Below are 19,818 nucleotides of genomic sequence, written 5' to 3' on the forward strand. Positions count from 1 at the left end.
TTTTTCCACGGGGGCTGCGTTCCGACGAGCATGAGCGTTCGCTCCGTCGCCGTCGACGCCTACCGGGAGGCGGCTCCGGCGCTGGCGGCGAGCGTCGTCGGCGGCCTGTTCGCCGGGGCCGTGCTCGGCGGGATGCGCGCCCAGCTCCGAGCCGTCGAGGGCTTGCTCGTGCTGGTACCGGCGCTGCTGGCGACCCGCGGGAACGTCTACGGCGCGTTCGGCGCGCGGCTCGCCACCGGCCTCCACCAGGGGGTCGTCGAGCCCCGCGTGGACACCGGCGACCGGCGGCTGCGGGCGGCGGTGGCGGCCGCGATGAGCAACGGCCTGCTCGCGAGCGGGTTCGCCGCCGTCGTCGCGTACGTCGTCCTCGCCGTGCTCGCCCGTCCGGTCGCGGGCCTCGGGACGCTGGTCGCCATCGCGCTCGTCGCGGGGCTGCTGTCTGGCGTCGCGCTGACCGGCGCGGTGGTCGCCGTGGTGTTCGCGGGCTACCGGCGCGGCCACAACCCGGACACGCTCGTCGGCCCGCTCGTGACGACGACGGGCGACGTGTTCGGGCTGGCGTTCCTCGTGCTCGCGGTGCGCGTCGTCGTGGGGGGAGTCTGAGTGCGGCGCGAGTGGACCGTCGCCGCCATCACGCGGGCCACGCTCCCCGTCCTGCTCGCGCTCACCGTCGTGGAGGTCGGCAGCGGCCTCGTCCTCGGGAGCTTCGAGGCGACGCTGCTCCAGTACCCCTCGCTGCTGGTGCTCGTGCCGGTGACCATCGGGACCGCCGGGAACCTCGGCAGCATCCTCGCCTCGCGGCTGTCGACGGCGTTCCACCTCGGCACGCTCTCGTTCGACCCCAGCGACGACGAACTCTCCGGGAACGTCGTCGCGACGGTCACGCTCGCCGTGACGCTGTTCCCCGTCGTCGGCGCGGGCGCGTGGCTGCTCGCGGTCGTCACGGGCGGCGCAGCGCTCGCACCCGGGACGGTCGTCGCGGTCGCCGCGCTCTCGGGGGCGTGCTTAGCCGTGCTGGCCGTCGTAATCACGCTCACTGCCACCTACGCCGCCTACCGATTCGAACTCGACCCCGACGACATCGTCATCCCCGTCGTCACGAACGCCTGCGACGTGCTCGGGGTGCTCGTGCTGTTCGGTGCCGTCGAACTGCTCGTGTGACCGCAGTCGGCGGCGGCAACACCGACGCGAGCGCGCCCGGAACCGACACCAGTAACTCGGCCGGGTGCCAAGCCGGCGGCGTGCAACTCCCGGCGCTGCTGGCCGAGGTCGCGCCCCGCGTGGCCGCCGTCTCGGTCGCCATCGCGGTCGGCCTGACGCTCGCAAACCTCGCCGTCGCGTTCGGCGCGGTGCGGTACGTCGCCCGGTTCGCCCGCCCGCTCACGGGCCCCGCGAACCTCCCGGACGCCGTCGGCACCGCCATCCTCGCGACGACTGCCTCGCCGACTGCGGGCTACGGCATGCTCAAGGAGTACCGGGACGCCGGCGTGCTCGACGACCGCGCCACGCTCGTCGCGGTGACCGTCAACACCTTCTTCGGGTTCGTGCAGCACATCTTCACGTTCTACGCGCCAGTGCTGATTCCCATTCTCGGCCTCAGGGTCGGGCTCATGTACGTCGGCGCACGGGCAGCGGTGAGCCTCGCCATCACGCTCGCCGGCATCCTCGCCGGCGCGCTGTTGCTCACCGAGGCGAACGTGAACCCGAGCGGGGACGCGGACGTCGACCTCCCCGGCGACGACGACGAGACCCGCCGGGAGGCGATTCGAGGCGCGGTCTCGAAGACCGGCGGGAAGCTGAAGACCCTCGTCCCCCGGCTCGCGGTCGTCTACGCGCTCGTCGTCTACCTCACGGAGACCTACGACGTGACCGCGCTCACGGCCGCGGCCGAACCACTCACGTCGCTGCTCGGGCTCCCCGGGGCGGCCGTGCCCGCCATCGCCACGTTCGCCGTCGACACGACCACCGGAGCCATCTTCATCGCGCCGCAGGTCCCCGGCGCGTTCACCGCCGAGGAGGCCGTCGCCACGATGCTCGTCGGTGGCATCGTCTCGTTCGCCGTCTCCACGTTCAAACGCTCGATTCCCTTCCAGTACGGCATCTGGGGCGCGCGCTTCGGCTCGAAGGTCATCGCCGTCAACGTCGCCACGAAAATCGTCTTCATCGGGGCCGCAATCGCCGTGCTGCTCGTCTAGGGCTCTTCGAGTGGCTCGCCGTCCTCGGTCTTCGGCGCGAGGTAGTCCACGAACTGGTCGACCGCGGGCTCCCGGACCGTCACCTCGACGTGGAGGTCGCCGAGTTCGTCGGGGTTCCCGACGGCGAAGTTCACGGTGCCGTTGAACGCCGCCTGCTTCTTCAGGTCGAAGCTGAAGCCGTCCTCGGTCTGGTTCGCCGCGAACTGCTTGCGGGCCGTGTCGAGGATGCGCTGCTCGAAGAGCCGCTCGCGGAAGTCCTCGACCGTGTGCGTCTCCGCGACGACACGGCTGCCCTGGGTCTCGACCTCGGCACCCGGGAACAGCGTCTGGATGGCGTCCGCCACCCGGTCCTCGAGTTCGGTCGGGTTGACGGGTGCCGTCACCCGCACGTCCACGCTGTACGCGTCAGTCACCGCCGTTCACCCCCGTCGCCGCCTCTTCCTCCTCGCCTTCGGAGTCGTCGCCCGTCAGCAGCTCCCGGAACGACTCGTGGAACTCGGCGAGCGTGCCCGTGTTCTCGATTCGGACGTCCGCCAGGTCGATGGCGTCGTCCATCCCGAAGCCGCGCTCGCGCTCCTCGCGCGCTTCGAGGGACTCCCCGTCGGTGTCGCCCGGCCGGTCCCGGCTCTCGATGCGCTCCCGCCGCAGTTCCCGGGGCGCGAACACGTGGACGAGCGTGAAGTCCTCGCCGAACGCCTCGCGGAACGTCTCCACTTCGACGTCCGACCGGATGCCGTCCACCAGCACTGTGTCGCTGTCCGCGAGGTGGTCCTCGATGATGGGCAGCGACCGCTGTGCGATGGCACCCGGACCGTTCTCCTCCCGGAGCGCCTGCGCGATGCGGCCGTGGTGCTGGGCCGGGTCCAGCCCCCGGTCCCGGCACTCCTGGCGAATCACGTCGCCCATGATGAGGACGGGCACACCGGCCTCCTCGGCCACCGTCGCGGCCTCGCTCTTCCCGGAGCCCGGCATCCCCACGGTCCCGATGACTCTCATTACCGGATTCGTCGGCCGGCGACTACGAGTGTGTGTCGGTTCGATACCCCGCGGTTTTTGGTCCCGCCCGCGCTACCCCAGTCTGCGGGCACGTAGCTCAGTTCGGACAGAGCGTTCGGCTTCTAACCGAAATGTCGGGGGTTCGAATCCCCTCGTGCCCGTGTACCGTTTTACTGCGGGGGGTCGCCTGCGGCGACTCCCACTTGCAAAAAGCTACGCTAAAAGCGTCCTGCGCTCGCTTCGCTCGCGCAGTGAAACGGGCGGCTTCGCCGCGCGTATGCTCCAGCAGCGACCTCAGGAACACCTCTGGGAGCGAGCCATCGACCCGGCTCGGGCCGGAGTCGCACTACATCAGCTGCTGTACTTCTTCGAAGTCCGAGCGGCAGAAGGGACAGCAGTAGCTCGTCTCGAAGCCGGTGGTCTGTGCGACCGTCCGGGTCTCGAGTTCGTGCATCGCGATACCGCGGCCACAGTCCGGACAATCGAGCTTAGGCACGTGACATCGTTACTCACGCCGCCGACTTAAAATCCGGTACGGTATGCGTTAACAAGCCACGACGTTTCAGCCCCGCTACCGTCGAGTATTGCCCCGTTCGTGGAAGATCGGGGAGCAGGTCTGTGGGATACACTTTGTGGCAGTCAGCCCGCTACCGGCTGTTACCGGCGCGCTAACAAATTCGACGCCGGCCCTGACGGGAGACATGAGCAGCGAGGCGACCCAGAAATCCGAGTACACCGTCGAGCCGTTCGAAGCCACCGACGTCGAGGCGTTCCTCGACCTGCACGGCCGCATCTTCGACCCCGACCACGACCGCGAGTGGTTCGCGTGGAAGTACGCGGACAACCCCTACGTCGACCACCGTCCCATCCTCGTTGCGAAGCGGGACGGCGACCTCGTCGGTGCCCGGCCGTTCTTCGCGCTGGACGTGGTCGTCGACGGCAAACGCCACCTCGCGCTCCAGCCCGGGGACACGATGGTCCACCCGGACCACCGACGCAAGGGGCTGTTCACGCGCATGACGGAGGCCGCCATCGAGCGCTACACCGACGGCGAGCCGAGTTTCTTCTTCAACTTCCCGAACGGCCAGTCCGGCCCCGGGTACCTCAAGCTCGGCTGGCGGACGGTCGCCGAGGCGGCGACCTACTACCGCATCCAGCACCCGAGCGCGGTCGGACTCGACGGCTCCGGGAGCGCGCTCGCGTCGCTCGCGAGCAGCGTCGCGGGACCGCTGCTCGACGGCTACAACCGCTTCTCGAACGCGCGCCTCCGCGGCGACAGCAGCGTGGCCGTCACGCGCCACAGGGGCGTTCCGCCGTCGCTCATGGCGGAGATTGGGGGCGAGCCCGCCCCGGGCGGCATCCACGTCGCCCGCGACGAGCAGTTCTACGCGTGGCGCTTCGACAACCCCGAGTGGGAGTACGCCGCCTACGTCGCCGAAGTCCGCGGCGACCCGGTCGCGGGACTCGTCGTCGGGACCTCGGTCGGTCCCGGCGACACGACCACGAAGGTGACGGACGTCGCGCCGCTCCCGCCGGCGCTCGACGACCGCGTCCTCGAAACCCTGCTCGGCCGCGTCGTCGCCGACTACGCCGACTCCGACGTCCTCGCCGCCCCCGCAATCCTCCCCGAGTCGACGATGCGCGCGGCCGGCTTCCTCCGCGACGACCGCCCGCCGCTGTCTCTCCAGGCGAACCAGACCACGCACGTCGTCCGGTCGCTCACCGGCGACTGGACGCCCGAGGGCGTCGACCTCACCGACGAGGACAGCTGGCGGCTCACCTTCTCCGAACACGACACGAGCTAGAGAGACGGGGAAAACGACCAGAGAGGCGTAGAAGAGTCGGTCGCTCCGAACCGCGCTACTGTTCCACGGCTCCCTTCGGTCGCCGTTCCGGTCCGCGGTTCTCGCTCCCTGACGGTCGCTCCGAACCGCGCTACTGCTCGCGGGTCGCGTTGCTCCCCGCTCGCATCTCCGAGAGTCTCACTCGCTACGCTCGTTCCGACTCTCGCTATTCCTCGAAGCCGTCCTCGAAGACGAACGTCCCGTTCCGCTGGACGATCTCGCCGTCGACCTCGATGTACGAGTCCTCGCTCATGTCGACGATCATGTCGACGTGCTTCGCGGACTGGTTCTGCTCGACGTCCTCGCCGACCGTCGCCGGGTACGCGCGGCCGAGGGCCATGTGGACGGTGTCGCCCATCTTCTCGTCGAACAGCATGTTGTACGTGAACTGGTCGATGTCTCGGTTCATCCCGATGCCGAGTTCGCCGAGGCGGCGCGCGCCCTCGTCGGTGTTCAGGATGCCTTCGAGGACGTCCTCGTTCTGGGTCGCGGAGAAGTCGACGACCTCGCCGTCCTCGAATTCGAGGGACGCGCCCTGAATCTCGCGGGCCTGGTGGTAGACCGGCTTGTCGAACGTGACCTCGCCCTCGACGCTGTCGGGGACGGGCGCGGTGAACACCTCGCCCGCGGGGAGGTTGTTCGACCCGGCGTCGTTCAGCGTCGTCATGTTCGCGACGCTCATCGTCACGTCGGTGGTGTCGCCGGAGACGATGCGTACCTCTTCGGCGGGGTCGAGAATCTCGACCATCTGCTCCTGGTGTTCCTCGACGGCGTCCCAGTCCTTGTTCACGGCGTCGTAGACGAACTCCTCGTAGGCGTCCGTGGACATGCCGGCGAGCTGCGCGTCGGCGGGCGACGGGTAGTGCGTGAGACACCACTTCGTGGAGAGCCGCGAGTCGAGGACGTTCCGGTACGCCTCGGCGTACGCCGAGCCGATTTCCGTGGAGACGTCGCTCTGCTCGCTGACGTTCTCGTGGGGGCGGCCGACGATGGCGGCGTCGGCGTGCTCGAACAGCTGCAGGAGGTGTTCGGGCTCCGAGATGTCGTCCGCGTCGACCTCGCGGAGGTACGCGCGGGCCGCGCGGTCGGTGCCGATGCCGCGGTCGCCGCGCGCGAGCATCACGGGATTGGCCCCGACCTTGCCGATCTCCTCGTAGAGAGCGACGCGCAGATCCTCGGCGACCGGCGGCATGCTCACCACGACGTTCTCGTCGGGCTGGAGGTCGATGCACTGGTCGACGACGATTTCCGCGTGCGTCTGAATCCGGGGATCCATAGCGTTGCGTGGTGGAAACGGACGGTTGGCTCTTTCGGAACGCCCACCAGTCTGCCGGCGGTCCGGTCGCACTTTTGGGCCTGGAGTGTGGACGTTCGCCCGTGATAGACCTTCGCAGTGACACGGTGACGACGCCGAGCGACGCGATGCGGGCGGCGGCCGCCGACGCGGACGTCGGCGACGACGTCTACGGCGAGGACCCGAGCGTGAACGAACTGGAGCGAGCAGCGGCGGACGCCGTCGGGATGGAGGCCGCGCTGTACGTGCCCTCCGGGACGATGGGCAACCAGATTGCGGCGCGCGTCCACACCGAGCGCGGCCAGGAAGCGCTCGTGGAGCGCGAGAGCCACGTCTACAAGTGGGAACTCGGCGGGTTCGCGCAGCACGCGGAACTCCAGGTCCGCACGTTCGACGGCGGCGCGAACGGCTGCCCGACCCCCGAGCAGGTACGCGACGGGTACGTCGAGGAGGACCTCCACCGACCGGGGACCGGCCTGCTGTGTCTGGAGAACACCCACAACTCGAAGGGCGGCGTCGCGGTGCCGGCCGACGAGTTCGCGGCCGCCGCGGAGGCCGCCCACGACCTCGGCCTCCCGGTCCACGTCGACGGCGCTCGCGTGTTCAACGCCGCGACGAGTCTCGGCGTGGATGCCAGCGACCTGCTGGCTCCCGTCGACTCCGTGATGTTCTGTCTCTCGAAGGGACTCGGGGCACCCGTCGGTTCGATACTCGCCGGCAGCGAGGCGTTCGTCGAGGACGCCCGCCGCGTCCGGAAGCTGTTCGGCGGCGGGATGCGGCAGGCCGGCATGATTGCAGCGCCCGGGCTACTGGCGCTGGAGAACCGCCACCGGCTCGACGAGGACCACGAGAACGCCCGCCGGCTCGCCGCCGACCTGAACGCGCTCCCGGACCTGGCCGCGGCAGAGCCGGACTCGAACATCGTGCTCGTGGACACGAGCGACGCCGGGATGACCGCCGAGTCGTTCCTCGCGGCCTGTGAGGACGAGGGCGTCCTCGGTTCGGAGTTCGGGGACTACACCGTCCGGTTCTGCACGCACCTCGACGTGGACGGCGGCGACGTCGCCGACGCCGTGGCGGCCGTCGAGCGCGTGCTCTAGTCGCGTTTCCCGCTCTCGACGCCCTCCTTGAACCCGGTGAGGGTGCGACGGAGGAACAGGAACACGAAGAACACGAACAGCAGGAAGGCGATTGCGAGGACGTAGAACGCCGGCCCGATGTCGACCATGCGGGAGTGGACCACGGGAGCCACAATAGGGGTTTCGGGAGGACGTCCGTGTCAGCCAGTGATTTTAACGACAAAATTCATTGTAGTTTGGCGATAACGGTGTGTCATGTCCGGTCTCCTGCCCTCCACCTCGGAGACTGCAACCCCCGACGGCGACCCCCGCGTCGTCGGCGTCGACTCCGACGACGCGGACCAGTTGCTGTCCGCGCTGTCCTCGGGGACGGCCCGGAGCCTCTACGCCGCCCTCCACGACGAGCCCGCGACCCCGTCCGAGCTCGCAGACGGCGTCGACACCTCCCTCCAGAACGCCCAGTACCACCTCTCGAATCTGGAGGACGCCGACCTCATCGAGGAGTGCGACACGAGGTACTCCGCGAAGGGCCGCGAGATGAGCGTGTACGCGCCCTGCGACGCGCCGGTGGTGCTGTTCGCGGGCAGCGAGGAGGACGGTGAGAGCGTCCAGACGGCGCTGTCGAGTCTGCTCGGCGGCATCGGCGTGCTCGGCGTCGCGAGCCTCGTCGTCCAGCGCGTGTTCGGCGACGGGCTGTCTGTGCCCGGCGCGGCTTCCGGCGGCGGCACCGTGGGGCAGCCGGGCCACACGTCGGCGCTGGTCGCCGAGGGCGGCGAGACGGCCGGTGTCGCGGCGCAGGCCGCGAGCCAGGGGGCTGGCGGGCTGCCAGTCGGGCTGCTGTTCTTCCTCGGTGGGCTGCTCGTGGTGACAGTGCTCGCCGTCGCGTGGTTCTCGGGTAGCTAAAACGCGATTTTGAGTGTACGTCGGCTTATTGGTACCGTCTGTCGTAGCGATGGGTACAGGCCGCTGCGGCCTGCCTCCTGACGCTACCGGCCCTCCACACGGAACTCACTGAGGACGCGCCCGTCGCGGGCCCGGAGTTCCCCGCGCACGCCGCGGTCGCTGGGGTAGAGTTCGGCGTGCGCCTCCGGGTTTCCGCGCGGGTCCGCGTGGCTGCCGGGATTCAGTAGAACGACGTCCTCCGTCTCTTTCGTCGTCGGCGCGTGCGTGTGTCCCGACACCACGAGGTCCGCGCCGCGCTCCCGTCCGAACATCGAGAGCCCGAGTTCGCCGCCGTCTCGGCGGTGCGTGAGCGCGACCCGGACCCCGGCGACCTCGACGGTGCGGGCGGCGGGCAGGCGGTCGCGGACGGCGGGGCTGTCTGCGTTCCCGTGGACCGCGTGGAGGCGGTCGGCCGCGTCGTGGAACGCGTCGAGGGCGGTCTCGGTCGTGAAGTCGCCGGCGTGCAGCACTTCGTCGGCGTCGGCGACGGCGTCCGCGGCGCGGCCGGCGAGCGCGTGTCCGTTCTCGCTGTGGGTGTCCGAGAGCACGGCAATCATAGCGCGGAGTTCTCGGTGGAGGCTCGTGAGGGTTGCGCCGGACGGCGGCGGGACGGGCACAGGGCGGGCTCGTCGGGGCTTCTTTACGACAGCCCCGTGAATTCCGAGGAAATGGCAGGCAGTAAGACAGTCGTGCTGGCCGCGCTGGTGGCGAACGGCGCGATTGCGGTGTTGAAGTTCCTCGGGTTCCTCATCACGGGGAGTCCCGCGATGCTCTCGGAGACCTACCACTCCGTCTCGGACACCGGTAATCAGGTGTTCCTGCTGATCGGGCTGCGGTACGGTGAGCGGGCGGCGACCCGTGACCACCCGTTCGGCTACGGGAAGGCGCAGTTCTTCTACTCGTTCCTGGTGAGCGTGATGCTGTTCGGCATCGCTGGCTGGGAGTCCGCGAACCACGGCTACCACGCGCTTCAGCACGGCGAGGCCGCCATCGCGAGCCAGGCGTCGTTGCTGGGGTACGAGTTCCCCGGCGTCTGGGTGAACTACGTCGTGCTCGTCGGCGCGGTCGGATTCGAGGGGTACGCGTTCACCAAGGCGTGGGGGGAGACGAAGAGCCAGATGGCGCGCCACGACTGGGGGTCGCTGCGTGAGATGTTCCAGAAGACCAGCGACACGACGACGCTGACGGCGCTCACCGAGGACACTGTCGCGCTGCTGGGGCTGCTGTTCGCGCTGGGTGGCATCGTGCTCACGCAGGCCACGGGGAACCCCGTCTACGACGCGGCGTCCGCGCTGCTCATCGGTGTCCTGCTGATGGTGTTCGCGGTGGCGCTGGCCTGGGAGAACAAGCGCCTGCTGCTGGGCGAGAGCGTGGCACCGGACGAGGAGCAGGCGCTGCGGGCGGTGGCCGAGGAGTCGCCGGCCGTCACCGAGCTCGTGGAGCTCCGGACGGTGTACTTCGGGCCGAACGAGCTGCTGGTGACGGCTGACGTGACGTTCCGCGACGACATGGACACCGACGACGTGGAGGACGCCATCGCGGCCATCGTGGCGGAGATGAAGGCGACGAACGAGGCGGTGACGAAGGTGTACGTGGAGCCGCAGGCAGCCGCCTAGGCCGCCACCGAGCACGCTTATGCTAACTTTGTTTTTCGAAATGGAAACTGAATTTCGCTAGTGCGGTAAGTTTTAAGTGTCGGGCGGCCCAACGTGTAATCGCTATGAGCACCCAGAAGCACGTACTCAAGAGCGCGGGCGACGTCGAAGGCTCCGAGTCGCTGCGCATCGACGCCGAGCGAGCCGAACAGGTCGTCGACGCGCTGAACGCGGACCTCGCGGACGTCTACGTCCTCTACCACCAGCTCCGCAAGCACCACTGGAACGTCGAGGGCGCGGAGTTCCGCGACCTCCACCTGTTCCTCGGTGACGCCGCCGAGACCGCCGAGGAGATCGCTGACACCCTCGCGGAGCGCGTGCAGGCGCTCGGCGGCGTCCCGCACGCCAGCCCCGCGACGCTCCAGTCCGAGGCGTCCGTCGAGCCCGAGGACGAGGACGTCTACGACATCCGCAGCTCCCTGGCCAACGACGAAGAGATGTACGGCGACATCATCGAGACGACCCGCGAACACATCGAACTCGCGGAGAACCTCGGCGACTACGCCACGGCCGAACTGCTCCGCGAGGGCCTCGTGGACCTCGAAGACGACGCCCACCACGTCGAGCACTACCTGGAGGCGGACACGCTCGTCTTCCAGGGCGCGATGGAGCAGTAGGGAGACGGGACAGCGACAGAGAACCCAGTTTTTTGCGAGCTATCGTTTGACGTCGACGGTGTAGTCCGTGGAGAGCCAGCCGTCCGGGTTGTCGTCCTCGGTGAACACGGTTCGGTCGGGGGACGACCGCAGCGCGGTGAGGCCGGTCTCGTCGTCGTCCTGCGCGAGTGCCATCACCGAGTCGTAGGTGGTCACGCCGGCATATGTGTTTTGGTCGGCCTAAACTCTCGGGAGCCGGGGGTGTTCCGGGCCGAGCCGGAGGTTTATACGGCGTGCCGGTCATAAATCCAGCCAACTGTGGCCGCCAGCGACGCCGACTACATGGAGTTCTTCCCGAAGCCCTCGCCGTACGACAACCAGCGGGCGGCGATGGACGAGATTCGGGACGCACTCGACGGCGGCCGGGACGTGCTCTTCGAGGGTGCCTGCGGGACCGGCAAGACCCTCGCCGCGCTCGCGCCCGCCCTCGCCCACGCCCAGGCCGAGGACAAGACGGTCGTCATCACGACGAACGTCCACCAGCAGATGCGGCAGTTCGTCCGCGAGGCCCGCGAGATTCACGACGCCGAGCCCATCCGGGCGGTCGTGTTCAAGGGCAAGGGGTCGATGTGCCACATCGACGTCGACTACGAGGAGTGTCAGGTGCTCCGGGACAACACCCACGAACTCGTGGACGCCGAGCGCGACAAGCGCCAACTGGAGGAACGGCAGTCCGCGCTGCTCGACGAGGCGCAGGCCGGCGACGACGAGGCCGCCGACGCCCGGCAGGCGGTGATGGACGAACTCGAAGCGGTCGAGGAAGAGCTCGACGACCTCGAAGACGGCAACGTCTGCGAGCGCTACTACGAGAACCTCGTGGGCGACAACGACGACTTCTACCAGTGGCTGTACGACGGCGTTCGGACGCCCGAGGACATCTACGACTACGCCGAGGAGGCGGGGCTCTGCGGCTACGAGCTCCTCAAGGACGGCATCGAGGGCGTCGACCTCGCCGTCTGCAACTACCACCACCTGCTGGACCCCGGGATTCGCGCGCAGTTCTTCCGCTGGCTGGGTCGGGACCCCGAGGACGTGGTGGTGGTCTTCGACGAGGCGCACAACGTCGAGGACGCCGCCCGCGACCACGCCGCCGAGACGCTCACCGAGCACACGCTGGACGGCGCACTCGACAAACTCGGCGAGACGGGCGACCCGCGCGCTGAGGCCGCCGAGCGCGTGCTCGGGGCGTTCCGGGACGCGCTCGTCGAGACCTACGAGGCCTCGTTCGGCCCCGGCGGGAAAGGCCCGGCGCGCGCGAAGTCCGCGGTCGAGTCGAACTGGGCGGACGTCCCCGTCGCGAACGACGACCGTCGCGACGACCTCACGCTCTCGTTCCTGCAGGCCTACACCGGCCCCGGCATCAGCGAGGACGTCGACGACGCGCTCGGCCTCGGCGAGTACCTCGACGAGGAGTACGAGGACGCCTACCGGAACGGCGACGCGACGACGCGCCGGGACTGCCACGTGCTCGCCGCCGCCGAGTTCGTAGAGGCGTACGTCGAGCGCGGCGGCGAGTTCGGCCAGTACCCGACCGCGGCGGTCCGGCGCGACGACCGAACGGGCGACGTGTACGGCCGCGCGGAACTGTACACCTGCATCCCCCGGGAGGTGACCACGGACCTCTTCGACGCCGTCCACGCCAGCGTCCTGATGAGCGCGACGCTCCGGCCGTTCGACGTGGTCGGCGACGTGCTGGGGCTGGAGGACCCCGTCGAACTGGCGTTCGGCCTCCAGTTCCCCGAGGACCGCCGGCGGACGTTCGCCGTCGACACGGAGCCGCTGTTCTCCTCGAACCGCGAGGACCCCGCGACCCAGCAGGAAGTCGCGGGCGCGCTCCGGGACGCGATGCGGTTCACGCCCGGGAACTGCCTGTTCTTCTTCCCGAGCTACGCCGAAGCGGAACGCTACCACGACATGCTGCGGGATGTCGACGGGACTCGCTACCTCGACGAACCGGGTGTGGCGGCCGAGGACCTCCGCCAGGAGTTCGTCGCCGACGGGAACGGCGCGCTGTTCACGTCGCTGTGGGGCACGCTCGCCGAGGGCGTGAGCTTCGACGGCGACGACGCCCGCACCGTCGCGGTCGTCGGCGTCCCCTACCCCCACCTCGACGCCCGCGCCGAGGCCGTGCAGGACGCCTACGCGACGGCGTTCGCCGACCGCGACGCGAAGCACGGCGACGGCGGCGGCCGGCGACGCCGCGGCAGCGAGGACGCCGGCTGGCGGTACGCTGTCGAGATTCCGACCGTGCGCAAGACCCGGCAGGCGATGGGGCGCGTCATTCGCTCCCCAGAGGACTTCGGCGTCCGCATGCTCGTCGACCGGCGGTACACGGCCGCCAGCCGCACCGGGATGCGGAAGTACTCCGTCAACTCGACGTTCCCGCCAGAGGAGCGCGCCGAGATGGTGGACGTCGACCCCGAGAAACTCCGGTTCTCCCTGCTGAACTTCTACGGCGACCTGGAGGCCTACGACGGCGACCCGCCTAGTCCCTGACTAGTTCGACTGAGCTTGTGCGACGGGCTCTGTCGTAGACGTATTCTCGAAAGCCCCGGATGGCTACGGTCGCGCGGCTCGCTGCGCGCGCTCGCTCCGCTCGCGTGCTTCCGTCGCCGGGCTTCCCGTAGCCATCCGCCCCGTTCAGTCCCACCAGGCCCGCTGGTCAGCCGGTGACGGGTGAACTGAAAGGGGCGACACGGTCGTAAGCCGAGATCGTTCGAAAGACGGCTGCGCCGTCTTTCGTGATGACAAGAGACGCCACGGCGTCTCTTGAACCACGACGCAAGCACCGCAGGCCGGAGGCCGAGGAGCGCAGCGAGTCACAGGCCCGACCGCGTCGGGGCTTTCGAGGCCTCGTCGACCGAGACCGCGAACAGTACATCGAAGTCCCAGTCACGCAGGCAACGACAACGTATCGACGCGCTCGCCGTACTCGGCGTCGTAGAGGTAGAGTTCGTCGATGGTCCACGTGACGGGGCCGACCTGCCGGCCGTCGATGGCGTCGACGGCGCGCTGGCCTTGGAAGCCGCTGGCGTCTCGCGCGAGCGTGACGTGTGGGTCGTAGTCGTCGCCGCCTTCCATGACGGGGACGGGGTCGAACACCGAGCAGAGACGCTCGTGGAGGCCGTGGATACCGGGGCTCTCGACGGCGAGGTAGACGACGGGACTGGAGCCGTTCGGCGGGTTCTCGAAGGTGTCGACCTCCGAGACGCGGGCTTCGACGGCGGGCGCGCCGGCGAGGGCGTCCTGTGCGGTCTGCCACGCCGTCCGGAGTTGCTTCCGGTCGCCGGCGGGGACGCGCTTGACGAGCAACGTCTGCTCGTGACGTTCGCGGACGCGGTCGAACTCGGTGAGCGCGGGCCGGAGCTCCGCCGCGAGCTCGTTGACGGCCGCCGGGACCGGCGCGTTCACGCTGTACACGCCCGTCTGTCGGGGGGCGAACGGGAAAGCCCTGGCGTTTAGATTTCGTCGAGCAGCCAGAGCACGACGAGCGCGACGACGAGCAGCCCGATGAACGGTCGCGCGAGCCCGAGAACGGCGGCGAGTGCGCCGACGAACGCCTCCAGAACTTCGAGTGCGAGCCAGACGACGACCAGTACGAGGACGACTCGCAGCAGCGTGTCGGCGTCGAGTTCGCCGCGTGCCTGTGACATGCCCGCTCCTTTCGACACCGCGGGGAAGTGCCTTCGGGCCGGTGTGCGACTTTCTGCCAGGCAACGTTTAAGCCGGTGGGCCGGTTTCTCGCAGGTACGATGACGCCGCCGGCTCCCACCACGCGTTCGCTGTCCGGGAGCCGCGCGACCGCCCGGCCGGCGGTCGCAGACGCAGTCCGCCCCGCGGCGGGCACCAGCGTGTCGCGACGACGACCGGGGTCTCCCTGACCCCACACTAGTTACTCCCCCCGACCCCCCGTCGTCGCATCGCCTTCGACCGACACGACACGCTACACTACACCCACATGCCATCCGGAACCGTCGCGCTCGCCTTCTCGGGCGGGCTCGACACGACAGTCTGCGTACCGCTGCTGAAAGAGGAGTACGGCTACGACGACGTGATCGGCGTCACCGTCGACGTCGGCCAGCCAGACGCCGAGTTCGCCGAGGCCCACGAGACCGCCGACGCGCTCGGCGTCGAACACCACGTCGTCGACGCGAAGGCCGAGTTCGCCGACCTCTGCTTCGACGCCGTGCAGGCCGGCGCGACCTACCAGGGCTACCCGCTCGGGACCGCACTCGCCCGCCCGGTCATCGCCGAAGCAATCCTCGACGTCGCCGAAGACGAGGGCTGCACGGCGCTCGCCCACGGCTGCACGGGGAAGGGCAACGACCAGTTGCGCTTCGAGGCCGTCTGGCGCGCCAGCGACCTCGACGTGCTCGCGCCCGTCCGCGAACTCGGACTCACGCGCGAGTGGGAGATCGACTACGCCGACGAGAAGGGCCTGCCCGTGGAGGCCGGCAACGAGGGCGAGTGGAGCATCGACACGAACCTCTGGAGCCGCTCGGTCGAGGGCGGCCACCTCGAAGACCCGGGCTACCAGCCCCCCGAGGACATCTACGACTGGACGGACGAGCCGACCGGTGACACCGAGACCGTCGACATCACGTTCGAGGCCGGCGAACCGGTCGCCGTCGACGGGAAGGCGATGGAGCCCGTCCCCCTCATCGAGTACCTGAACGACCTCGCCGGGAGCTACGGGGTCGGCCGCACGGACATGATGGAGGACCGTATGCTCGGGCTGAAGGTCCGCGAGAACTACGAGCACCCCGCAGCGACGACGCTCCTCGCGGCCCACGACGCCCTGGAGGGCCTGGTCCTGACGAAAGACGAGCGCGACTTCACCGAGGACGTGAGCCAGCAGTGGGCACAGAAGGCCTACGAGGGGCTCGTCGACCACCCGCTGATGGACGCGCTGAACGGCTACTTCGCCGAGACGCAGTCGAAGGTCACCGGCACGGTCACCGTCAAATTCGAGGGCGGGCAGGCCCGTCCGGTCGCCCGCGAGAGCGAGCACGCCGTCTACTCGGCCGACGCCGCCTCCTTCGACACGGAGACCGTGAACGGCATCGAGCAGGCAGACGCGACGGGCGTCGCGAAGTACCACGGCTTCCAGTCCCGCCTCGCGAACGCCAGCAAGCCCGAACTGAAGACCGACGGCGGCCCGGGCGAGGAGGGGGCGGGAGCGACCGAGGAGGGGGCGAGCGACGAATGAGCGACGGAGAGGACGAGACCGCGGGCGGCGCTGGCGGCGCTTCGGACGGCAGCGACACGGTCGTGCGCCGCGACCGCTTCAGCCGCGGTCCCGCGCGCTCGTTCCTCTCCTCGATGGACGCGGACGACCGCATCTTCGCCGCCGACCTCGACGTGGACCGCGCGCACGTCGTGATGCTCGCCGAGCAGGGCGTCGTCTCGGACGACGACGCCGAGGACATTCTGGGCGCGCTCGCCGACGTGGAGTCGGCGGGCTTCGACGCACTCCCCGACGGCGAGGACGTCCACGAGGCCATCGAGACGGCCGTCGTGGAGCGGGTCGGCGAGGCGGGCGGGAAGATGCACACGGCGCGCTCTCGCAACGACGAGGTCGCGGCCTGCATCCGGTACCGGCTGCGCGAGGACCTGCTGGACGCAATCGAGGCCGTGCTCGCGCTGCGCGGCGCGCTCGCCGACGTGGCCGCGGCCGAGTCGGAGACCGTGATGCCCGGGTTCACGCACCTTCAGCCCGCGCAGCCGACGACGGTCGCGCACTGGGCGCTCTCCTACGAGGGGACGCTCGCCCGCGACACCGGCCGCCTGCTGGACGCCTACGGCCGCGTCAACGAGTCACCCCTCGGCGCGGCGGCGTTCGCCGGCACCACCTTCGACGTGGACCGCGAACGGACCGCTGACCTCCTCGGATTCGACGGTGTCGTGACGAACGCGACGGACGCGGCTGCGAGCCGCGACTTCCTGCTGGAAGCCGTCGCCGCGCTGTCGTCGGTCGCCGTGACGTGCTCCGGACTGGCCGAGGACGTCGTGTTCTTCGCGAACCGCGGGTTCGTCGACGTGAGCGACGACTACGCGTCAACCTCCTCCATCATGCCCCAGAAGAAGAACCCGGACACGCTGGAACTGGTGCGCGCGACCGCGGGCGACGCGCTCGGCGCGTACCAGGGGCTCGCGACGACCCTGAAGGGGCTGCCTCGGGCCTACAACCGCGACCTGCAGCGCGCGACCGGCCACGCCTGGACGGCCGCCGACAGCGTGACGGGCGCGGTCGAAGTGGCGACCGGAGCGGTCGCGACGGCCGACTGGCCCGCCGAGGACCTCGAAGCCGCAGCCGGCGAAGGGTTCTCGACTGCGACGGGCGTCGCGGACGCGCTCGCCGCGGCGGGGCTGCCGTTCCGCACCGCGCACGAGATAGTGGCTCTGGCTGCAGAAGCGGGAGCCGACCTAGGCGCGGTCGACGATGCGGCCCAGGAGGTCACGGGCGAGTCGCTGTCCGACCTCGTCGACCCCGAACTCGTCGCGGCCGCCCTCGACCCCGCGGCGAGCGTGGCGGAGCGCGATTCGACCGGCGGGCCCGCGCCGGCCGCGGTTCGGGAGGCGCTCGGCGACGTGCTCGCGGGCATCGACGCCGACGGGGCGGCGGTGGGGTCCGAGCGCGCGGCGCTCGCGGATGCGCAGCGCGACCTCGCCGCGGAGGTGGCGTCCTATGTCTGAGACCGGCTGCTCGCACCGGCCAGCGACACCCGTGGCTCCCGCAGCCGTGCGACCGCGACGACCGCCCCTCTCGGGGCAACTAGACACATCACGTACTCGAATTTCGGTCGCGTTCGTTCGCTCTTTTCGGCGCTCTCACGCCGGTAGCGTGCCGTTTAGTTAATGTCAACAACTAAATAAGTTCGATTAGTTTAAGTGGGTCGGCGGGGTAGCCGTGGTCGTATGACAGCCTGCACCGAGTGCGGGGCCGACGTGGTCCTGCCCGACGACCTGGAAGTCGGCGAAATCGTCGACTGCGACACCTGTGGAACCGAGCTGGAAGTCATCGAGACCGCTCCCCCGAGCCTTGACCGAGCGCCGGAGCTCGCCGAGGACTGGGGGGAGTGAGTTGCGCGTCGGCATCCTCTACTCCCGGATTCGCCAGGACGAGAAGCTGCTGCTGGGCGAACTCCGGGAGCGCGGCCACGACGTCGAGAAGATAGACGTGCGCGAGCACGGCTTCGGTCTCGACGGCACCGACGCACCCCTCGCGGACTGCGAGTTGGTCGTCGACCGCTGTCTCGCGACCAGTCGCTCCGTCCACCTCACCGAGGTGTGTGAGACGTACGGCGTGCCGGTCGTGAACAGCACCGACACCGCCGCCGTCTGCGCGAACAAGGCCAAGACGAGCCTCGCGCTCGCCGATTCGGGCGTCCCCACGCCGGAGACGACCGTCGCGTTCACGCCCGAGAGCGCGCTCGACGCCATCGAGGACTTCGGCTACCCCTGCGTGCTGAAGCCCGTCGTGGGCTCCTGGGGCCGCCTCATGGCGAAGGTGGAGTCCGAGAGCGCCGCCGAGGCCATCCTCGAACACAAGGACACGCTCGGCCACTACGAGCACAGCGTCTTCTACGTCCAGGAGTACGTCGAGAAGCCGGGCCGGGACGTGCGCGTGCTCGCCGCCGACGGCGAGCCCATCGCGGCGATGACCCGCTCGGGCGACCACTGGCTCACGAACGCCGCGAAGGGCAGTGAAGTGAACGCGCTCGACGTGGACGGCGACCTCGCCGAAATCGTCGCCGACGCGAGCGACGCGGTCGGCGGCGGGCTGCTGGGCGTGGACCTGATGGAGCGCGGCGGCGGTGGCGGCTACACCGTCCACGAGGTCAACCACACGGTCGAGTTCAAGGCGCTGAACGAGGCCGTCGACGTCGACGTGCCGGCGGCCGTCGTGGACTGGCTGGAGCAGCAGGCGGCCGAGACGACGCCGGAGGTGACCGCCTGATGGCGGCCACCGAACGGGACGCGAGTGCGAGTGGCGGCGAGACCGCGACGGCGTCGGTCGTCGGCGCGAGCGGATTCGCGGGCGGGGAACTGCTGCGGCTGCTCGCTGGCCACCCGGGCTTCGAGGTGGCGCAGGCGACGAGCCGCGAGCACGCGAACCGGACAGTCGGGAGCGTCCACCCGAATCTGCGCTCGCTGGACCTGCGGTTCGCCGACCCCGGCGACCTCGATGCGGTGGACGTGCTGTTCGCGGCGGCACCCCACGGCGTCGCGATGGAGTACATTGAGGAGTGGCGCGACCTCACGGACACCGTCGTCGACCTGAGCGCGGACTTCCGCCTCGATTCCGAGAGCCAGTACGACGAGTGGTACGACGGCCACAGCGCGCCCGACCACCTCGACGACGCCGTCTACGCGCTCCCCGAACTCTCCCGCGGAGACCTCGCGGGCGCGGACCTGATAGCGAGCGGCGGCTGCAACGCCACCGCGACGATTCTCGGCCTGCTCCCGCTGCACGAAGCGGGGCTGCTGGAGGGTGCGCAGGTCGTCGTGGACGTCAAAGTCGGCTCCTCGGAGGGCGGCGCGGGCGGCGGCCCGGCGTCCTCGCACCCCGAGCGCTCCGGCGTCGTGCGGCCGTACGCGCCGACCGGCCACCGCCACGAGGCCGAAATCGAGCAGGCGCTCGGCCTCTCGGTGTCGTTCACGGCACACGCCGTCGACATGGTGCGCGGCGCGAGCGCGACCTGCCACATTTTCCCAGCAGAGACGCCCTCGAAGGGAGACCTCTGGGCGGCGTTCCGGGAGACGTACGGCGACGAGCCGTTCGTGGAGACGGTCGCCGGCGGCAGCGGGACGTACCGCTACCCCGAGCCGAAGGTGGTCGCGGGGACGAACGACGCCGAGATCGGCTTCGAAGTCGACCCCGAGAACGGCCGCGTGGTGACGTTCGCGGCCATCGACAACGTCGTGAAGGGGTCGGCCGGGCAGGCCGTTCACGCCGCGAATCTCGCGCTCGGCTACGAGGAGACCGCGGGCCTCGACCAGTTCGGGCTGCACCCGGTGGGGAGCCCATGAGTTCGCTCCGCGAACTCGAACGTCGCTCGGTCGCGACACTCCCTCACGACGGTTCGACTTCCGGGAGACGGTCGCGCGTAGCGCGCTGCGACTCCCGGCGTCACGCTCACCACGGAGTGTGGTT

The 19,818-nt window shown here is 69.7% G+C and carries 23 protein-coding genes and 1 tRNA gene; 15 read left to right on the forward strand and 9 right to left on the reverse strand.

The genetic code is table 11. The annotated features are described in order from the left end of the window. Positions 1-30 precede the first annotated feature (30 nt). The 3 genes from BMW35_RS08615 (at position 31) to BMW35_RS08625 (ending at position 2,195) form a co-directional block, all read left to right on the forward strand. A complete protein-coding gene (locus BMW35_RS08615) occupies positions 31-603 on the forward strand; it encodes a magnesium transporter (protein WP_089668946.1) in 573 nt (190 codons plus the stop codon). Then, positions 604-1,161, forward strand: a complete 558-nt coding sequence (locus BMW35_RS08620; RefSeq protein ID WP_089668947.1) for a magnesium transporter — start codon at positions 604-606, stop codon at positions 1,159-1,161. Between the two features lie 80 nt (positions 1,162-1,241). Further along, positions 1,242-2,195: a hypothetical protein gene (locus BMW35_RS08625; RefSeq protein WP_089670385.1), complete on the forward strand. Its 954-nt coding sequence runs from the start codon at positions 1,242-1,244 to the stop codon at positions 2,193-2,195. Here the strand turns inward: BMW35_RS08625 and BMW35_RS08630 are convergent. Further along, a complete protein-coding gene (locus BMW35_RS08630) occupies positions 2,192-2,608 on the reverse strand; it encodes an RNA-binding domain-containing protein (RefSeq protein WP_089668948.1) in 417 nt (138 codons plus the stop codon). The genes BMW35_RS08625 and BMW35_RS08630 overlap by 4 nt on opposite strands. Further along, the gene (locus BMW35_RS08635) at positions 2,601-3,191 is read right to left on the reverse strand and encodes an AAA family ATPase (protein ID WP_089668949.1); all 591 of its coding nucleotides are present in this window, start codon (positions 3,189-3,191) and stop codon (positions 2,601-2,603) included. The genes BMW35_RS08630 and BMW35_RS08635 overlap by 8 nt, the downstream gene beginning before the upstream one ends. Before the next feature lie 86 nt (positions 3,192-3,277). Between BMW35_RS08635 and BMW35_RS08640 the strand changes: the two genes are divergently transcribed. Beyond that, positions 3,278-3,352 (forward strand) — tRNA-Arg (locus BMW35_RS08640). A gap of 185 nt (positions 3,353-3,537) precedes the next feature. Here the strand turns inward: BMW35_RS08640 and BMW35_RS15600 are convergent. After that, a complete protein-coding gene (locus BMW35_RS15600) occupies positions 3,538-3,687 on the reverse strand; it encodes a hypothetical protein (protein ID WP_177170738.1) in 150 nt (49 codons plus the stop codon). A gap of 205 nt (positions 3,688-3,892) precedes the next feature. On the opposite strand from BMW35_RS15600, the gene BMW35_RS08645 reads away from it, so the two are divergent. Then, entirely contained in the window at positions 3,893-4,996 is a 1,104-nt protein-coding gene (locus BMW35_RS08645) for a GNAT family N-acetyltransferase (protein WP_089668950.1), read from the forward strand. Positions 4,997-5,201: 205 nt separating this feature from the next. Here the strand turns inward: BMW35_RS08645 and BMW35_RS08650 are convergent, their stop codons facing one another. Further along, positions 5,202-6,311, reverse strand: a complete 1,110-nt coding sequence (locus BMW35_RS08650) for an aminopeptidase (protein ID WP_089668951.1) — start codon at positions 6,309-6,311, stop codon at positions 5,202-5,204. Positions 6,312-6,412: 101 nt separating this feature from the next. Between BMW35_RS08650 and BMW35_RS08655 the strand changes: the two genes are divergently transcribed. Further along, positions 6,413-7,429 carry a threonine aldolase family protein gene (locus tag BMW35_RS08655; RefSeq protein ID WP_089668952.1) on the forward strand — a complete coding sequence of 339 codons (1,017 nt, stop codon included), beginning with the start codon at positions 6,413-6,415 and terminating at the stop codon, positions 7,427-7,429. Here the strand turns inward: BMW35_RS08655 and BMW35_RS15985 are convergent. Then, on the reverse strand, positions 7,426-7,557 hold the full coding sequence (locus BMW35_RS15985; RefSeq protein ID WP_281242477.1) for a DUF7859 family protein: 132 nt from the start codon (positions 7,555-7,557) through the stop codon (positions 7,426-7,428). The two genes, BMW35_RS08655 and BMW35_RS15985, sit on opposite strands and share 4 nt — an antisense overlap. Positions 7,558-7,663: 106 nt before the next feature. Between BMW35_RS15985 and BMW35_RS08660 the strand changes: the two genes are divergently transcribed. Continuing rightward, positions 7,664-8,311, forward strand: a complete 648-nt coding sequence (locus tag BMW35_RS08660; protein ID WP_089668953.1) for an ArsR/SmtB family transcription factor — start codon at positions 7,664-7,666, stop codon at positions 8,309-8,311. Positions 8,312-8,394: 83 nt separating this feature from the next. Here BMW35_RS08660 and BMW35_RS08665 read toward each other — a convergent pair whose 3' ends face one another. Further along, positions 8,395-8,907: a metallophosphoesterase gene (locus BMW35_RS08665; protein WP_089670386.1), complete on the reverse strand. Its 513-nt coding sequence runs from the start codon at positions 8,905-8,907 to the stop codon at positions 8,395-8,397. A 111-nt stretch (positions 8,908-9,018) separates the two neighbouring features. On the opposite strand from BMW35_RS08665, the gene BMW35_RS08670 reads away from it, so the two are divergent. Then, entirely contained in the window at positions 9,019-9,966 is a 948-nt protein-coding gene (locus BMW35_RS08670; RefSeq protein WP_089668954.1) for a cation diffusion facilitator family transporter, read from the forward strand. A gap of 104 nt (positions 9,967-10,070) precedes the next feature. Continuing rightward, on the forward strand, positions 10,071-10,622 hold the full coding sequence (gene dpsA / locus BMW35_RS08675; protein WP_089668955.1) for a DNA starvation/stationary phase protection protein DpsA: 552 nt from the start codon (positions 10,071-10,073) through the stop codon (positions 10,620-10,622). Positions 10,623-10,661: 39 nt separating this feature from the next. Here dpsA and BMW35_RS15605 read toward each other — a convergent pair whose 3' ends face one another. Beyond that, a complete protein-coding gene (locus BMW35_RS15605; protein WP_177170739.1) occupies positions 10,662-10,817 on the reverse strand; it encodes a hypothetical protein in 156 nt (51 codons plus the stop codon). Positions 10,818-10,943: 126 nt separating this feature from the next. Here BMW35_RS15605 and BMW35_RS08680 point away from each other — a divergent pair, with 126 nt between their 5' ends. Beyond that, positions 10,944-13,157, forward strand: coding sequence for an ATP-dependent DNA helicase (locus BMW35_RS08680; RefSeq protein ID WP_089670387.1), 2,214 nt, complete (start codon positions 10,944-10,946; stop codon positions 13,155-13,157). A gap of 396 nt (positions 13,158-13,553) precedes the next feature. Here the strand turns inward: BMW35_RS08680 and BMW35_RS08685 are convergent, their stop codons facing one another. Together BMW35_RS08685 and BMW35_RS08690 are read right to left on the reverse strand one after the other, a co-directional pair. Beyond that, positions 13,554-14,081: a 2'-5' RNA ligase family protein gene (locus tag BMW35_RS08685; protein WP_089668956.1), complete on the reverse strand. Its 528-nt coding sequence runs from the start codon at positions 14,079-14,081 to the stop codon at positions 13,554-13,556. Between the two features lie 38 nt (positions 14,082-14,119). Beyond that, positions 14,120-14,314 (reverse strand): DUF7554 family protein, encoded by a 195-nt coding sequence (locus BMW35_RS08690; RefSeq protein WP_089668957.1) that lies wholly within the window; start codon positions 14,312-14,314, stop codon positions 14,120-14,122. Positions 14,315-14,619: 305 nt separating this feature from the next. On the opposite strand from BMW35_RS08690, the gene BMW35_RS08695 reads away from it, so the two are divergent. The 5 genes from BMW35_RS08695 to argC all read left to right on the forward strand — a co-directional run bounded on the left by BMW35_RS08695 (position 14,620) and on the right by argC (position 19,694). Then, complete coding sequence (locus BMW35_RS08695; protein WP_089668958.1) at positions 14,620-15,870, forward strand: argininosuccinate synthase; 1,251 nt, start codon at positions 14,620-14,622, stop codon at positions 15,868-15,870. After that, positions 15,867-17,357 carry an argininosuccinate lyase gene (gene argH / locus BMW35_RS08700; protein ID WP_089668959.1) on the forward strand — a complete coding sequence of 497 codons (1,491 nt, stop codon included), beginning with the start codon at positions 15,867-15,869 and terminating at the stop codon, positions 17,355-17,357. Before BMW35_RS08695 ends, argH begins: the two co-directional genes overlap by 4 nt. A gap of 222 nt (positions 17,358-17,579) precedes the next feature. Continuing rightward, positions 17,580-17,744: a lysine biosynthesis protein LysW gene (gene lysW, locus BMW35_RS08705; protein WP_089668960.1), complete on the forward strand. Its 165-nt coding sequence runs from the start codon at positions 17,580-17,582 to the stop codon at positions 17,742-17,744. A gap of 1 nt (position 17,745) precedes the next feature. Beyond that, positions 17,746-18,621 (forward strand): lysine biosynthesis protein LysX, encoded by an 876-nt coding sequence (gene lysX / locus BMW35_RS08710; RefSeq protein ID WP_089668961.1) that lies wholly within the window; start codon positions 17,746-17,748, stop codon positions 18,619-18,621. Continuing rightward, positions 18,621-19,694, forward strand: coding sequence for an N-acetyl-gamma-glutamyl-phosphate reductase (gene argC, locus BMW35_RS08715; protein WP_089668962.1), 1,074 nt, complete (start codon positions 18,621-18,623; stop codon positions 19,692-19,694). The genes lysX and argC overlap by 1 nt, the downstream gene beginning before the upstream one ends. Positions 19,695-19,818: the final 124 nt, after the last annotated feature.

Origin of the sequence: Halobacterium jilantaiense, assembly GCF_900110535.1 — an archaeon.
Classification (GTDB): Archaea; Halobacteriota; Halobacteria; order Halobacteriales; family Halobacteriaceae; genus Halobacterium; species Halobacterium jilantaiense.